Genomic DNA, 16,542 nt, shown 5'->3' on the forward strand with positions numbered 1-16,542 from the left:
CATGCAGGTTACCTGACCGCCCGTTTGCAACCGCACGCTCAATCATTGTACAATATTTTATTACTCTTAACCTGAAATCAGGTACCGGAGGTCTTCTACACGGTAAGGATCTGGAAGCTTATAGCCATTGACCAGGATGGTCGGTGTCAGAATAACGCCTACCATATCGCACCATGCTTTCTGCCTAAAAGGGATATCTTCTGTGCCTGGAATGGTACCAATAGGGAACCTGACTGACCAGGAGTCATATTTTCTTTTAGGGTCTTTGTACCAATCCTCCAACGCCTTCTGTACATGGTCACCTTGGTCCGAATATGCAATAGTTGTTACATGCTGCTGAAACTTTACAGCCGGATCATCCTCTTCCGCGGAGGTTGCAAAAACCAATTTAAACTGCAAATCAGAATTATAATAAAGTAGGTCTTCCATTACGCGGTGTGCCGCCGCACATGGTTCGCAAAAGGGATTGCTGATAACCGTAATGATGTTTTTAGGTTCTTTACTGCCTAACTCAATAGGGTAAAGTGTATGATCTACAGCATAGCACGGCTGTTTTGAAAGTATTTGATGGAATAGCTCCTTATTATATTTAAACGTTTTTAGCTGTGTACGTAACGGTTCCAGCTTTATCCAATCGCTAAAAACGGGTTTTAAGGAGAACCATATGCTTACCGGAAACAGAAAAGCTAATGCGAGAATAATAACATCGGCGCTGCTTAATACCGGTATGCTATATTCAAATGCAAATAAAAAGTAAAAGAACTCCGCCCCGAGCAGACCTTGCACGCAACAGCATAAAATGCACCAGTTTTTGTTGAAGTATTGGTACCCGATAGACCAAACCGTATAAGGAAGACATAAAAGATTCAGTATGGCTAAAAAATGGATATAGAAAGATGAAACCAACAGAGCGATAAGACTGCCTGAGAAATAAAAAAAACCGACTTCAGACCAACTAAGCCATGAATTGATCCGGGCTGCACTAGAATTAAGGATCTTATTGCAGTTAGTCTTGCCGCCAAGCTTACAAAGACTGTTTGCAAGAGTGTTATTGCCATTAACTGTGTGGATCAGTAGCAGGGTACTTATGGCTAAGCCTGCGAGCTTGATCAGTACCGGAATAAGTGCCTCTGCTGGGCGATGCTGTGTTAGAAAAATAGAGAGGACAGCGCCGAATATTAAGACCATCAACATCGGAAGGCCAAGGCTATTTAAATATCGGTTGGATAGGTTCTTCAATTCCAGGCGCGGACCGCTTTCTGCTCCAGCTTCAGCATGAAGGAAAATCCCATTCCATTGCTCAAGAAAATCACTTTCGGCAATTTTTGCGGAGATCTGTTTAGCATCAGAATAAGTCACCATTCCATCTTCAATCGCTTCTATAACAATAAAATCTTTTTTTGGCATGTAAGCCAATAAAGGATACTCCAAAAGCGTTGGGTCATATTCATCTTTACCGATGCGATAGGTAGCGTTCTCTATACGCCATTCATCAAGACAGTCACTAACAGCAAGCATGCTAGGATAATTTGGATGTTTTCGGATACAGGCATCACTGGTACTCGTATTTATCGGAACTTTTAAGCTTCTTAAAAGAGCACTTAAAATAATTTCCAGGTTTTGTCTTTTTAGCTTGAAAATATTTATCTGTTAGATTAGGTGTTCAAAATTTGCTCAGATCTAAGAACAGCAAGTCATCATTTATTTTTCTTTGCTCTGTGATATCAATCTGTCCGTGCAAATCCCAAGAAGGAATCGGACTGACACAGTATAGCTCATGTTTTTTTTATCGCATTCTGATTCACTGTTGTTTTTACTAAGTTTCTCACTTTTTATCGTTAATCAAAGCGGTCAAAAACACAATTACACCAAAACCCCTTTCGTATGGACGACATACCTGCTGCTGATTGACCAACACGAAAAAAAACAGAAAGTAAGAGCTTTTTTAAACCGGAAATGTGAGCTGTAAACTTTCTTAATCGGGAAGAAATTTCGAAAAAAATCCTAATTGACACCTTCGACTCATAAAAACTACGTGAAATCTTCGAAAATGTGTAGCGCAATTTTATCAGGTCAGATATTTTTTATATATACCGTGGTATTACTATTTAAAGGATGTACCGACCATACACGTGTTTAGTCCTGAAATATAACCATTTGGTGTATTACACTTGGAGTCTATACTAATAAATTATACTTTTAATTAATTTCACAAATACCTTATACCTATTATTATGAACAACAATAAACTTAAAAAAAGAGTACAAATCGTTTTTAAAAGAAAGCGGTCAGAATGCCTAAAGTCTTAAGTTATCCAAAATATGTATCTCTGATCGTCAACAAGAGCACGGCGAGTGCTGCGGAACTTTTCATCTTACAGGCAAAACAAAGCGCTAAGGTAAAAATTTACGGTACTAAATCATCCGGGGCTATAGACTATTTGGAAGTGGTAAGGGCTGAACTGCCTTGCGGTTTTTATCGCCTTGGTTATCCGGCATGTAAATCATTAAGATTGCCCGGGCAGCCACTGGATAACATTGGAATCAAACCTGATATAGAAATTCCACTCAAAATATCTGACTGGATAGATTTTGTAAGAACGAACAGGACAAAATAAAAAACATGAAAAAAAATCACAGAATAATACTATTCCATGTCATTTTTTGGTTGGTGTATATGCTGATAAGTACCCTTATAGAATTTGCCCTTAATCCGAAAGACTATGCATTTAGTATCGGAGATTTTTTCTTTAGCCAGTTTGCCAATATCTGTACCTTCTACCTATGCATTTTTGTATTCGCTAAATATGTCAGTCCGTTAAAAATCATTCCCCTAATAATTGCGATAATTGCTGTTTACCTGTTTTCATATGTACACTGGTTTGTAACAGCTTACCATATCCGGCCTTTGATAAAAGCCAATGGCGGGCCTACTGCCACTTTTCATGTTTGGACGTTTGCAGTTGCCGTTCTTTGGTTATATATTAAATATTCATTTTTCGCGTTCGGGTATTATTACTCCAACGAAACCATTAAACATCAAAAAAGGCTTCGCATTATCGAAAAAGAAAAGCATCACGCGGAGTATGCCTTTCTGCGTGCCCAGATCAATCCTCATTTTTTAAACAATACGCTTAATTTCTTCTATGCTAAATCATTACCGCTTTCTTCAGAACTGGCCGATGGAATTATGACGCTGAGTGAGATTATGCACTATTCTTTAAAACAGGACAGGGAAGACGAGACCACATTGATCGAAGAAGAGATTGCACATATCAGGAATGTGATCAACATTAACCAGCTTCGTTTTAATCATGAACTGCAGGTCAATTTTGAGGCTCATGGCCGTACTACAAACGCACGCATCATACCCCTGATCCTGATTACCATCGTCGAGAATGTGTTAAAACACGGTAATTGTACCGATGAGTCAAACCCAGCGAAAATCATCCTGAACATTAGTGAAGAAGAAGGTTATGTACAGTTGAGAACCTATAATGCAAAGAAAAAAGGCCCTAAAGAGTTATCCAGTGGCATCGGCATGAAAAATATCAGAAAACGGTTAAGCCATCATTACGGAAAAGACTATCGGCTCTCTATCCAAGAAACAGAAACTGATTACACGCTTGAAATGATTTTATATCAGATCTACCACAACAAGGCAACAGCCTACAATACCAGTGATCATCCCCCTTTATTTCAGCCAGTAAATACTAAACCACAATATCCTTTACCATGATAAACTGTATTATTGTTGATGATGAAGCGCATGCTATAGAAGTTTTACAGCATCATATCAAATCTATTCCCCAACTTAACTTAATCGCCAGTTTTACCAAACCCAACGAGGCCATTACTTTTCTAGGCGGGCAGCCGGTAGAACTCATATTTCTGGACATCCATATGCCGGAAATATCGGGAATAGAATTCATTCAAACTGTACGCCATGAAAATTACCATTTTATCCTGACAACGGCGTATCGCGAATTCGCTGCCGATGGATTTGATCTCGATGTAATTGATTACCTTATAAAACCCATCTCCTTAGCGCGCTTTTTGCAGGCTGTTACAAAAGCTCAAAAGGCAATCGCCAATTCAAAAAAGTCTTGGAATAAAGGTTCGATCGAAACAGATTATTTCATGGTCAAAGGGCAAATAAAAGGCAAGATGATTAAAATCAACCTCATCGATATTGATTACATCGAGGGTATGAAAAATTACGTTGCTTTCCATCACAACGGAATTCGTACGGTCGCCCTCACTACCATGAAAGATATTGAAGGAAAATTGCCAGAGCAAAATTTCATCCGGATTCAAAAATCATTCATCGTTTCATTAAATAAAATTACTGCTCTTGATGGTAACCGCGTTATTCTTAAAAATGTCTCCTCAGAAATTCTAATTGGTGAAACCTACAGAAAGCACTTTTTAGAAACGATTAAAAAAAAACAGCTTCTGTAAATCGTCTTTAGAAATTAAATAGATTCAGATCTGGTATAACATGCTGTTAGCGTGTTAAATAGAGTTATTTTTTAATTGTGATAACATTTGTATAAGTCTCTTTTCTTTAAGAGTAAAATCTCTTACATCAACCCCTTAACGCTTCCGCTCAGCAATAAACGCCAGTTGCTTATCCTTCCGTTCTCAAAATCTTCAAGGGCGGTTGGTTCAGAATACTTCTCGTGCTCAACACACCCGTAACTACCACAAGCAATACAATTGAACCAAACAACAATAGGGTCGGTACAAACGGGGGCACAAAGGCCGCGTCGAAAGTAAATTTAGCCAATGCCCAGCTTCCGCTTATGGCTAAAATTAATCCGGCACCTGCCGCAAAAGTTCCTAAAAAGAAATATTCGATCGCATTTATCGCTAAAATCTGCTTTTTGCTTGCACCCATGGTCCGCAATAAAATGCTTTCCTTTATCCGTTGGTTTTTACTGGTTAATACCGAAGATATTAAAACAATCCATCCGGTTACCATACTAAAGCCTGCCATGAACTGGATTACGAAACCAATTTTACTCAGCAATTCATCCAGTAATTTTAACACCAGGTCCAGATCAATCACCGAAACATTGGGGAATTTTTGGACTACTTCTCCCTGGAAACGCGCTGAAACTTCTCCTGATGGTACCCTGGTCATCAATACATGGAACTGTGGCGCTTCTTCGAGTACGCCAGCGGGAAAAACGACCCTGAAATTGGTCTGCATCCGGCTCCAGTTTACTTCCCTTAAACTGCCCACAACTGTAGGGATCATCATACCCTGCACGTTAAAAAGGATTTTATCATTCAAACCGACGTTAATGGATTGGGCATAACGCTGATCAAGTGAAATATAAACCGTTTCGTTGGGTTTTATTTTTCCGGTCCATTTGCCTGCTGTAATTTTTTCGGCAGCGGTTAAAGTATCCTGATAAGTAGCCCTGATCTCATTGCGGTAGGCTCTTCTGTTATTGGTATCGGCACTGGCTTTCTTTCCATTGATTTCTTCTATCCTCATGGTAATTACCGGTACCTGGTTCATTAACGGCAGCTTGAAAGCTTTGGTTAAACTGTCCAATCCTTCTTTTTGGGTATTTTGAATATCAAACATCACCATATTAGGCTGGTTATTGCCGGAGGATAGTGTAACACGGCTCATCAATATGCCCTGTACAAAAAACAGGGTGCAGATAAATGCTGTTGATAAACCTATGGAAACCGTAAGCATTAAAGTTTGGTTATTCGGACGGTAAAGGTTGGCAAATCCCTGTCGCCATAAATAACTGGATGAATCAGGTAAGAGTTTTCTCACCAGGAACATCAATAATTTAGACAGCACAATTAACAGTACAAAAGCAATGGCTATACTCAACGTAAAAGCCAATGTCTGTATCCATGTTTTCATCTGCAAATGGGTAAAGCCGGTAATAAAGGTGGCCATTAGCAGGTACACCAACCAGGTGAGCGGATCTCTTTTTCCACCTGCTTTTTCGAAAGATATCCGTATGGCATTTAATGGCGAAATTTTTCTGACAGATAGGAGTGAGGGGAGCGCAAATAGGATCGAAATAATCAAGCCCAGTAAAATTCCCTGACCAACGGCTGGCCAAGAAACCTGCATGGTAATTTCTACCGGCAGAAAATCTTTCAGCACCAGGGGCAATAAAAATTGAATGCCTGTACCCAAAATGGCGCCCAAAACCGAGGCGATTAACCCGATGAAAAACACCTGGATGAGGTAGATTAAAAAGGCATGACGGGATTTTAGTCCTAAACACCTTAGCGTGGCAATGGCACTTAATTTTTCCTGGATATAAACATGGATAGCACTCCCCACACCAACACAACCCAATAACAAAGCGATAAAACCGGATAAAGCCAGAAAACGGTTTACATCTTTAAAAGATCTTCCGGTCTGTTCTTTTCTCGATTCTACGGTATCGGCATCAAAGCCTTCCTGTTCTAATTTACTGTCGTTCTTTTTTACCCACTCATCTATTCCGGATGGATTATTGTACCTGAAATAAAATTTATTATTGATGCGGCTTCCGGTTTTAATCAGGTTGGTTTTGTCAAGTATTTGTAGTGGAATATAAACCGTTGGGGCGATACTGGCACCAATACCGGTTTGTCCGGGCGCTTTGGTTAAAGTGCCCAATATGTTGAAATTGAGGTCGCCTATTTTAACCGAATCGCCAACTTTTGCATTAAACTGCAGCATCAGGGTCTGATCTACCAGGGCATTTCTCCCGGTTTGAAAATGCTTGGCGGCAGCCAGCGGAACGGTTTCTATGGTGCCATAGTAAGGGTAATTTCCCTCCAAAGCCTTCATTTGTACCAAACGGCTGCCCCCGCCTTTCTGGAAATAAATCATGGAGGCAAAGGTTTTCTCCTGCGATCGTTCATCGCCAAGCGTATCGAGCATTTTTTGCATGGCCTTGCTTACCCCTTTCCGGCTATCTAAAACCAGATCGGCCCCGGTAAGTTCCTTTGCCTGTGCGTCAATATCTTTTTGCAGGTTATCCATAAACGAATAAACGGCAACAAGAGCCGCAATGCCCAAAATGATTGATGAAATAAAGAGCAGCAAACGTGCACGGTTTTTCCTGCTATCGCGCCAGGCCATTTTAAACAGCCAGGAAAACGGAACAGATTGTTTTGGAAGGCTATTGTACATAAGCAGGATTTTCGTCTGAAATGATGATGCCACCTTTAATTTTAATGTTTCTCTCCGTTCTGGCGGCCAGTTCAAGATCATGTGTTACGATGATCAAAGTGGTTCCTGCATCTTTGTTTAAATCAAATAGCAATTTGATTACTTTTTCACTGGTTTCGGCATCAAGGTTTCCGGTAGGTTCATCTGCAAAGAGGATAGCAGGTTGATTAGAGAATGCCCTGGCTAACGAAATGCGCTGTTGTTCTCCACCCGATAACTGGATGGGATAATGATGCGAACGATCGGCCAGCCCAACTTTATCCAGTAGTTCCAAGGCATGTGAACGGATATTTTTTGCGCCTCTTAATTCTAAAGGAACCATTACATTTTCCAAAGCGGTTAAAGTAGGTAGCAACTGAAAATTCTGAAAAATAAACCCTATATATTGATTTCTAACGGCAGCGCGCTGATCTTCGTTTAACTTTTCGAGTGCAATTCCATTCAGTTCAACCGTTCCGTTGCTGGCCCTGTCCAATCCAGCACACAAACCTAGCAAGGTGGTTTTTCCACTTCCCGATGGTCCTGTAATGGCTACCGTTGAGCCCGCCGTTATCGAGAAATTAATATGATCCAGAACGGTGAGTTCACGTCCGGCACTTTGGTAAATTTTGCTTACATTTCGGATGTTCAATATGCTTTCCAATAGCTGAATTTTTAGGGTTTGCGAATAGATGTAGCCAAACATAACAGGGCATTTCCTGTTAAGATAATGGTTTATTAATTAGATACAGATTAATTAGATATGTTACGAAAACGATTAATGGGGCTATTTGTTTTGAGCCTTTTGGTGATAAGCTGCGGAAACCGGCAAAGTAAAAACAATACGGATCAAACGTTAGATTCAACTGACCAAAAAAACACTGCTGTGGCAACCGAACGGAAAAATATCCTTTTTTTCGGTACGAGTTTAACTGCAGGTTATGGGCTAGATCCTACTGAAGCTTACCCGGCATTAATCCAAAACCGGATTGATTCTTTAAAAATGCCTTATAATGTGATTAACGGTGGTTTAAGTGGGGAAACTTCTGCCGGAGGTAAGGCGCGCATTGACTGGCTGCTTAAACAGCGGGTAGATATTTTTGTGCTCGAACTGGGGGCAAACGATGGGCTCAGGGGATTGCCCGTTGCGCAAACCACTAAAAACCTTCAGGCCATTATCGATCGGGTAAAAGCTAAATATCCCGATGTTAAAATGGTATTGGCGGGAATGCAGGTTCCGCCAAATATGGGGGCAAAATATGCTGCCGACTTTAAAAACATGTTTCCTGAACTGGCAAAGAAAAACCAAATGGCCCTGATCCCATTTTTATTGGATAAAGTTGGCGGTGTTCCAAAATTAAACCAGGCCGATGGTATTCACCCAACAGCAGAAGGGGATAAGATTTTAGCAGAAAATGTGTGGATGGTGTTGAAGGATTTATTGTAGTCTTTAACCGAAAAGAACTTGAAGCGGAGTAGAAAAGCACGCTTTTACATTAAATATTTTGGGTCTTTGCATTTTAGTGGTAAAATATAATTCCCGTCTTTTTATACATTTTCGATGAGGTAGTGTAGGTGCTGAAACAAGGGGGTGGAAATTTAAGGGTAGTAGTCTGAAGTGCAATCAGCAAACTAAACACCTGGCTTTGTTTTCCAATACGAAACCTTAGTGCTCTTTGCGTTGAAAATAAAAGGGGGCCTGTTTATGCTCGGTGCCTTACCGCTGTTTTTCCTGTGTTAAAAAAGTTATTATCAGGTTAAGGCAAATCCTCAAGTGTTCCTAAAAAGGCAATAATCTGCTTAATCTCCGTTTTCGTTAAATTTAGCTTATCACTAGACAGCGTTTGGTTATCAACCTTAATACCCATACCGGCGCCTCCGCCCCTGTTGTAGAAATCGATTACTTCTTCCAGGGTTTTATAAACACCGTTGTGCATATATGGACCTGTTTTGGTAATGTTTCTTATGGTCGAAGTTTTGAAAGCGTGTTTATATTGTGGATAAGCATAAAGCGCATACCGGCCCAAGTCGGCGTCTATTTTTGGCTTTAAGGTATCTGTTGTAGCGGGTACACCCAAAACTTCTGCCTCACTTTTAATAAATAAAGGTGCCTGGGTTCCGTTAAACAGAGGGGCAAAATGGCAGCTTCCACATTTTGCTTTTCCCATAAAGAGATTAAAGCCGGCTTTCTCTTGTTGATTTAACTGTTTTTTATCTCCCTGCATATAGCGGTCAAATCGGGAGTTGAAAGGGGTTAACGAGCGGACATAGGAAGCCAGCGCATGTTGGATTTTCCATGGATCAGCTTTTGTGCTTTTGTCCTGATAGGCCTTTTGAAAAAGGGCGGCATAGTTTTTTGAAGAATTGATGCGCACGGATGCTTCTTTGAGCGATCCATTCATTTCCTGTTTATGATGAACTACATCAAGTACCTGATCTTCCAGGGTTCCGGCCTTTAAATCATAAAAAAATCCGCGTTGTAATCCTGCATAAGCTAAGGTTGGTGTATTTCTTAATAATATTTCTCCTTTTCCTATTCCTGCTGCTTTGGTTAAACCATCAGTAAACGAGAGTGACTGTTGGTGGCAGCTGGCGCAGCTTCGTTTATTACCATTGGAAAGTATGGTATCATTGAACAGGATTTTTCCAAGCGCAACTTTATCATTATTGATAAATAAAGTGCTATTGCCTACAAATTTATTTACATTAAAGGCATTTACCTGAAACATGCTTGTGGCGTCATCGTAAAGCGCAGAGCCACTGGTGGCAGTAGGTATTTTCTTTTCTAAACGAAGTAGGTTGATGTATTTACTGATCGGATCAAGATATGCTGTGATAAAGGTTAAGCGGTCGAAATGATTAAAATCGGTATTTCTATTCAGGTAGCTGATTGCTGAAGGTATTAATTGATCTGATTCATTATTTTTATACCGGGCAAGTACGTTGGCTATTCCCTTTAATGCCGAAGCTGTTTCGGGGATCGACTGTAAAGCATTTGGGGTATCAAAGCCCGTAATGCCCAAACTGGTAATCCTGAAAATTTCTAAACGGATGGCGTCAAACAATTGCGCATCGGTAATCTGGTATTGCTCATTAAAGCGGCTAACCCGTTGCAGGTTGAGCTGCATTTTTTTTACCTCATTGACTAACGCCTCCCGGTTTTCTGTAGTTGGATCTTGGTAGATAATTTCTTCCATGACCTGAAAGCCTGTTGGATTTTCAACAAGATTTTCGCCCAGTTCGATTTCATCAATTGGTGCACCGTTAAGCAAAGTAGAAGTTGAAGGGAAAAAATATTCGATATAATACTCTAACTGTTTATATTTTATTCTCGCCTGTAGAAAAGATTGTTTAATGGCTTTTTCATCCCTTTTTTGAACAGCCTGAAATAAATTTTTGTCAATAATATCCTGAAATTCAATAAGCTCCCGGTCAAAATCTGCTTTTACCCATGCTGCATTTGATCTGTTTTCCATTTTGCAGAAAATGGATAGCAGGGTAGTAAAGGTGATGAGCGAAATGAAAAAGACAATTTTTTTAAGGCTGAACATGCTTGAATAAGGGATTGAAATAAAATAGAAAAATCCCTTCCGGCATTTGCCAAAAGGGATAAAGAGGTAAAATCGGTTATTTAGAAACGCCGCGAACAATTACCACTTGTCCGCCTTCGCTATTATTTGCCAATCTGGTGGTACCACCATCGGCATTTTTGTATTTATCGCTTGTCCAGGTGTGTGGGTGTAAGTTAACTATAAATGTTTCCGGGATGCCGGTCAGTGCAGAGATATCGTACATTGCGCCATATTCCCAGCTACTTAACTGTACATTATTTGATGGATTGTATTTGGCATTAAAGGTTGCATCTGTTCTGCGGTGGTTCATTTGCAACATTGGTTTTAATGATTTTGATGCTATTGCAAATTGCCATATCGTTCCATCATGGTCATTGTTTTTGTAGAACGAATCTCCGTCTTCCTGGATATAAACATAGTTTTCGGTTACACACAGGTTATCCGGGTTTACAATGCTTTTTCCAGGATTGTCATTTCCGTCAACGGCAACTTCCAGTTTACCTTTTAATGGATTGCTGGCATCCAATACAAGTTTGTAAACGCGGCCCCACATGGTTTTTCCACTTACTGGTGTAATTTTATCACCCTGGCTTACACCAGTTGCCGTAAAATATACTTCGCGTCCGTTTGCAGCACTGCCTTTTCTGTAATCGATATCTTCTACACGAGCTAACATTAATGCTTTTTTCTCGATTGTTTGTTGCTGTAACTGTGCACCCGTGCTGCTTTTTACATTATCAAGTTCCACAAATTCCACATCGTAGCTTTGTCCTTTTTCCATATTGGTTTCTATCGGATCATTATTGCTGCGCTTCATTACATACAACTTGCCATTTTCCAGATCACCTTGTGTATTGGATACATACATGGCCAATTGTCCGTCACTCTCATCTTCGCCGATCATAATTACCGTTTTGCCACTAAATGCCCCTTTTGGTAGAGGTACTGCATTCTCGGCACTCCATCTGCCCAATGCACTAACTGTTCTTTGTTTGTTCTTTTTATCTGCGGCACCAAGAGGGTCTATGGCGTGGATCATTGATTCTGCACCACTTTCTCCCGCGGTTAAAAAAATGGGTTTGGAAAAGCCGTGTTCCTCAGGAGTTGCCATTGTAGCAGAGCACAAACGGGTCATACCACCATCCGAATCAACAATGTATTCTCCTTTAACTGGTTTAAAGTTTTTATCTAGATATACACGTGATACCGATTGAAGAATTTCATGATTGTTAATCATAATAAAACCTTCGCCTGCAGGGTTTTTGATTATTCCTGCTCCATCAGGTTGCGCACCAAAAATAAAATTTGGCGATTCAGGCAGTACATCATCCGAACTGATTAAAGTAGTAATGTTCAGGTTTTCGAAACCTGACATTGCTTTTACCAAAGCCGGGTTTACCGAATAATCTTTTAGTGTTGCCGGTGTAGTGGTTTCTGGGTTTTCTGCCTCATTATTCTTTTTACAGGCACTGATTACAACTGCCGAAGTAACGAATGCAGCAACAGCAAGGGTTAAAGCCCTTTGCTTCAATAAAGTTTTGTTCATCATTTTTTGTTTTCCGTTTCGGCAAAATTAAATGGGCTATGTTTCCGGAAATTAAAGTCTATGTTAAACTAAACTGTATCTTATTATTTAGAATGGTTCTGTGTAAAGCCGGGTTTATGATTTTAAAGCGCTGATTTTTAGTCGGTAAATTTTATGAAAAGAGCCGGAAATTTTATTGTCGTATCTGTTGAACCATCGGATTTTAAAAATTTTTGTTCAAATTGATACTTTATATCTACAGCCAAAATTGTATATTTGATATATGTTTTGGCTGCAGATAATTTTTTATCCGCAGCCAAAAATGTATTTTTAATCTATATTTTGGCTGCGGATATTAATTGGTTTATTGACTAAATAAAAGAAAAATGGAATTGCTCATCGGAAGGATTACCGAAAGAAAAATACTCGAAGAAGTACTTGCATCACCTTCGTCAGAACTTTTGGCCATTTTTGGCAGGCGAAGGGTTGGAAAAACTTTTCTGATCCGTTCGGTTTTTCAAAAACAGCTTATATTCGAACTTTCAGGCGTTCATCATGCAAATGCTACGGAGCAACTGCTTAATTTTAGCAGGTCGATGGCAGAGGCTTTAGGTTCCCGATTGGCACTCGCAACGCCAAAAAACTGGACAGAAGCTTTTTGGCAGCTCAGAGAATTTGCAACCCCTGTACTCAGGAAAAGAAAAGCGGTAATTTTCTTCGACGAATTCCCTTGGTTAAGCTCGCATAAATCGGGTTTTCTGTCTGCATTTGAATATTTCTGGAATCAATGGGCATCACAACAACCTAATTTAATTGTTGCCATCTGCGGATCTGCTGCCACATGGATGATCAAAAAAGTTGTGAACAGTAAAGGAGGTTTACATAACCGGCTGACGCGAAAAATACGCCTTTTGCCTTTTACATTGCAAGAAACGGAACTGTACCTTAAAAGAAATCATATCCATCTCGACCGTTACCAGATCTTGAATATTTTTATGGTAATGGGCGGTGTGCCACATTATCTAAAAGAACTTAAAAAAGGTGAAAGTGCCATTCAGGCGATTGACAGGCTTTGCTTTACTAAAGATGGCCTGCTGTCAACAGAATTCGCAAACCTTTACCGCTCTCTTTTCGAAGCCGCAGACAGGCACATTGCTGTGGTTAAAGCGCTGGCAGACAAACCATCGGGATTGACGAGAAACGAAATCATGGCTGCCTGTAGCCTGAAAAGTGGAGGAACTACGAGTATCTTGCTTGAAGAACTGGTAGAGTCTGGTTTTATTACTCCGTACCTGCCGCTCCATAAGAATGCCAATAAAAGCATTTACAAACTTAGTGATGAATACAGTCTTTTCTACCTCAAGTTTATCGAACATTCCAGATCTACCGAGACAGGCACATGGCTAAAAAAATCATCTACATCTTCCTGGAAAAGTTGGAGTGGCTATGCTTTTGAAGGAATTTGTATGAAACATGTAGGTAATATTAAACAGGCATTGGGCATTTCAGGGGTGTTTACCGAAACTTCAGCCTGGCGACATGCGCCAGAAACAGGAAACGGTGCGCAGATCGATCTGTTGCTGGATCGGCAGGATAATGTAATCAGTGTATGTGAAATGAAATTCTCCAATACTGAGTTCGCGATAGACAAAGCCTATGCCGCCGAATTACAGTACAAACTTAATACATTCCGCCAGGAGAGTAAAACTAAAAAAGCATTGTTTTTGGCCATGGTTACCACATATGGCATTAAAAGCAATATGTATACTATTGGTTTGGTACAGAATGAGGTTACTATGGACGATTTATTCGACTTATAGGATCAACATTAGAACGCCTTTCTAAAACTTTTAAGTGTGCCATCATCATTGAATTGGATATCAAAACGCTCACGGGTACCGTTGATACTTCTTGGAAACCAGCGCATATCGTTATCCCAGATAGAAATGTAGACTGAATTAGTTGGTACAGCCCCCTCAATCTGAGCGGCTTTTTCGTTATAGATTTTGATTACCTTCCATGCGTCTTCAAAATGCATTCTGCTTAAAGGGAAGGTTTGGCCTTCGATATCTCTGGCCAATACGGGTTTCGGTAAAGACCATTCCCCATCCCGATATTCATAAGCATCGGCATATTGGAGGTTTACAGGGTGCCGCAACATTAGGTTTATGGAGCCATTACCATAAAAATGAACTGATTGGTACACGATAATTTCTTTATTCCGGTATTGGAGGAGTTTCTTTAACCGTTCTTGTGCCAATGCCAGTCCGGCAGTACTTAATAATCCTTTTTTAGTTTTTACTATAGATTTTTCTGTACCAATGGTTTTAAGCCCGCCTTCTTCCAGTTTCATCTCTTTTAAAAACCGGTTTACCCTTTTCTTTATTTCTTTAGCTGTCGCCGGGCTTTGTTTCTGCTTTAACAATTCAATGTCTTTGAACATCTCTTTTGTTTTGAGCGCCATTTCAGATGTATCGACGGTATCATCGTTTTTAACGATAATTCTTTCTTGCTGGCGCTGTATAGAAGTGGCAGAAGATGATTTTGTAATGCCTTTAGCTACGCTATTATGTTTAAAACTGTTTTCTTTATTATATTTTACTAATGAATCGTTTGGATGAAAGGTTTCATTTACACTTTTGGTAATCTGTCTACAGCTCAAACCGAATAAGCTGAGCAGCACGGCCAGGCCATAAAATTTTCTGAAATTTTTCATCAAAATTCTCCTTTAAGTTCATTAAGATCACTTTCAAAGGCAATTTTTTGTGGATTTTCGTTCAGGTAAAAAATAGAAAAATAAGGCTGTCTAACACTGTCCAGGTCTAGCAGATCTACAATCTTTTTAATATTTGCCCGATATTTTTGGTTAAACTGATTGGTAAATTCGAGTTCAAAATCGATCATCGGTTGCGCATTGATATAAGTTCCGGTCTGGCTCAATTTGAGTAGCCTGGCAGTAGTCTGCGTACCTTTAAATTTAATCAGGAATAACTGATCAGGTTTGCCGATAAACTTTTTAGCTATAAAAGCACCGAAAGCACGATAAAGTAGCAGCATCAGGGCGCAGGTTAATAAAGGATGGCCAATACCCATAAAACGCCAGCCCATGCCCCTGCTTTCTACATGATAACAATAAACATAATACCAGACAACAAGGGAGGCAAAGGTAAGCCAGGCCAGGCTGGTCAGAAATATAGTCATTTTTTTAATGCTTACTTCTGTAGAGGCAAAAATAAAATAAGGGGCTTTTTTTACTTCTTTGTCTAACAAAATGCCAACAGTCTTGCCCGCTTCGTAACGGCGTTCATAAGGTTTTGCATCATTTACCATGGTTTTTTGCCTCACCAGGCTGCCCGACAGGTTTTTGAATTGCAGGGTAAGTTCATAGGTATCGTAGGCCGTGTCTTTTTTATGTATTTTTGTCGATTCCAATATTTTGGCCTCCCGCGGTTCGCCGGTGGTTTTAAGTTTTTCTATATTACGTTTGATCGAAAAAGTGCGGGCCACCCATTTCTGGTAATAACCAATTAATAATATGGTCCAAAAGAGTATGGATATGGCCAGTATAGAAAGCGAATACCATGGATTGTCGGTTATTAGGTTGGGTATGCTATCGTCTTTGGTGTTGTAATAGATGAACATGGGGAACGGAATAGCGAAAAACAGCATGTAAATTATCCAGAATATCGAAAGTCCTTTGTTCATATCTTTAGATTGGCCAGGTTAATATTTTGATCGTATCTAATTATGATATTTGAGGTTCTTGGTTTATCATCTTTTCAGGTGGATGATTTTTTCAATTTCCGCCAAAACCTCTGTTTCAAATGCGGCTTGCCTGATCCGGCTTTTGCGGTTGCTGCCAAAGGCCTGGCTGATGGCAAAGCTTTTGCCAAATTTATTCTGTTGATGTGATAAGGCATAATGCAACAGCCCGTCTTCCTGTACGTGGAGGAGATATACATCCTCAAAAGCCATAATTTTGCGGGTAAATACCCCGGGGATCTTTTTATATACCTGCCCCGTGTATTGATCAAAAATATAGGTAACATTAAAATGGAAGATAAAATCGTAAAGTGCTGTTAGCGCCGATACAAACCCAATGGCCATTACGCCCCAGTGCGTATCCCGGTAGAGGTGTAGCATAGGCGTTACCACAAATATTCCTACCGCAAGGAACGAAAAAAATAAAATTTTGCCTTTATAATCCCGTTCAGGCTGAAAACTCAGACGTCCGCTTTCCGTTTTTAGATTATATCCTGTCAT

At 40.0% G+C, this 16,542-nt stretch carries 13 protein-coding genes; 5 read left to right on the forward strand and 8 right to left on the reverse strand.

Annotated elements, in window-relative coordinates; all coding sequences use genetic code 11:
* Positions 1-66: 66 nt before the first annotated feature.
* On the reverse strand, positions 67-1,518 hold the full coding sequence (locus ABEG20_RS01250) for a vitamin K epoxide reductase family protein (protein WP_406825606.1): 1,452 nt from the start codon (positions 1,516-1,518) through the stop codon (positions 67-69).
* 775 nt (positions 1,519-2,293) lie between these two features.
* Between ABEG20_RS01250 and ABEG20_RS01255 the strand changes: the two genes are divergently transcribed.
* Genes ABEG20_RS01255 through ABEG20_RS01265 form a run of 3 tightly spaced genes read left to right on the forward strand, consistent with a single transcriptional unit; the run spans position 2,294 to position 4,460 of the window.
* Positions 2,294-2,617, forward strand: coding sequence for a S41 family peptidase (locus tag ABEG20_RS01255; RefSeq protein WP_406825607.1), 324 nt, complete (start codon positions 2,294-2,296; stop codon positions 2,615-2,617).
* A gap of 5 nt (positions 2,618-2,622) precedes the next feature.
* A complete protein-coding gene (locus ABEG20_RS01260) occupies positions 2,623-3,738 on the forward strand; it encodes a sensor histidine kinase (RefSeq protein ID WP_406825608.1) in 1,116 nt (371 codons plus the stop codon).
* On the forward strand, positions 3,735-4,460 hold the full coding sequence (locus ABEG20_RS01265; RefSeq protein WP_406825609.1) for a LytR/AlgR family response regulator transcription factor: 726 nt from the start codon (positions 3,735-3,737) through the stop codon (positions 4,458-4,460). The genes ABEG20_RS01260 and ABEG20_RS01265 overlap by 4 nt, the downstream gene beginning before the upstream one ends.
* A gap of 169 nt (positions 4,461-4,629) precedes the next feature.
* Here ABEG20_RS01265 and ABEG20_RS01270 read toward each other — a convergent pair whose 3' ends face one another.
* Positions 4,630-7,164 carry an ABC transporter permease gene (locus ABEG20_RS01270; protein ID WP_406825610.1) on the reverse strand — a complete coding sequence of 845 codons (2,535 nt, stop codon included), beginning with the start codon at positions 7,162-7,164 and terminating at the stop codon, positions 4,630-4,632.
* Positions 7,154-7,888, reverse strand: a complete 735-nt coding sequence (locus ABEG20_RS01275) for an ABC transporter ATP-binding protein (RefSeq protein ID WP_406825611.1) — start codon at positions 7,886-7,888, stop codon at positions 7,154-7,156. The genes ABEG20_RS01270 and ABEG20_RS01275 overlap by 11 nt, the downstream gene beginning before the upstream one ends.
* 57 nt (positions 7,889-7,945) lie before the next feature.
* On the opposite strand from ABEG20_RS01275, the gene ABEG20_RS01280 reads away from it, so the two are divergent.
* A complete protein-coding gene (locus tag ABEG20_RS01280; RefSeq protein WP_406825612.1) occupies positions 7,946-8,629 on the forward strand; it encodes an arylesterase in 684 nt (227 codons plus the stop codon).
* A gap of 310 nt (positions 8,630-8,939) precedes the next feature.
* Here the strand turns inward: ABEG20_RS01280 and ABEG20_RS01285 are convergent, their stop codons facing one another.
* Positions 8,940-10,658 (reverse strand): cytochrome-c peroxidase, encoded by a 1,719-nt coding sequence (locus ABEG20_RS01285; RefSeq protein ID WP_406825613.1) that lies wholly within the window; start codon positions 10,656-10,658, stop codon positions 8,940-8,942.
* 151 nt (positions 10,659-10,809) lie between these two features.
* Positions 10,810-12,303, reverse strand: coding sequence for a hypothetical protein (locus ABEG20_RS01290; protein ID WP_406825614.1), 1,494 nt, complete (start codon positions 12,301-12,303; stop codon positions 10,810-10,812).
* A gap of 362 nt (positions 12,304-12,665) precedes the next feature.
* On the opposite strand from ABEG20_RS01290, the gene ABEG20_RS01295 reads away from it, so the two are divergent.
* Positions 12,666-14,099, forward strand: coding sequence for an ATP-binding protein (locus ABEG20_RS01295; RefSeq protein ID WP_406825615.1), 1,434 nt, complete (start codon positions 12,666-12,668; stop codon positions 14,097-14,099).
* Between the two features lie 8 nt (positions 14,100-14,107).
* On the opposite strand, the gene ABEG20_RS01300 is transcribed toward ABEG20_RS01295, so the two are convergent.
* The 3 genes from ABEG20_RS01300 to ABEG20_RS01310 all read right to left on the reverse strand — a co-directional run bounded on the left by ABEG20_RS01300 (position 14,108) and on the right by ABEG20_RS01310 (position 16,542).
* Complete coding sequence (locus ABEG20_RS01300) at positions 14,108-14,995, reverse strand: hypothetical protein (protein WP_406825616.1); 888 nt, start codon at positions 14,993-14,995, stop codon at positions 14,108-14,110.
* The gene (locus ABEG20_RS01305; protein ID WP_406825617.1) at positions 14,995-15,984 is read right to left on the reverse strand and encodes a hypothetical protein; all 990 of its coding nucleotides are present in this window, start codon (positions 15,982-15,984) and stop codon (positions 14,995-14,997) included. Before ABEG20_RS01305 ends, ABEG20_RS01300 begins: the two co-directional genes overlap by 1 nt.
* 66 nt (positions 15,985-16,050) lie before the next feature.
* Positions 16,051-16,542, reverse strand: coding sequence for a hypothetical protein (locus tag ABEG20_RS01310; RefSeq protein WP_406825618.1), 492 nt, complete (start codon positions 16,540-16,542; stop codon positions 16,051-16,053).

Source organism: Pedobacter sp. KACC 23697 (assembly GCF_045348445.1).
Lineage (GTDB): Bacteria > Bacteroidota > Bacteroidia > Sphingobacteriales > Sphingobacteriaceae > Pedobacter.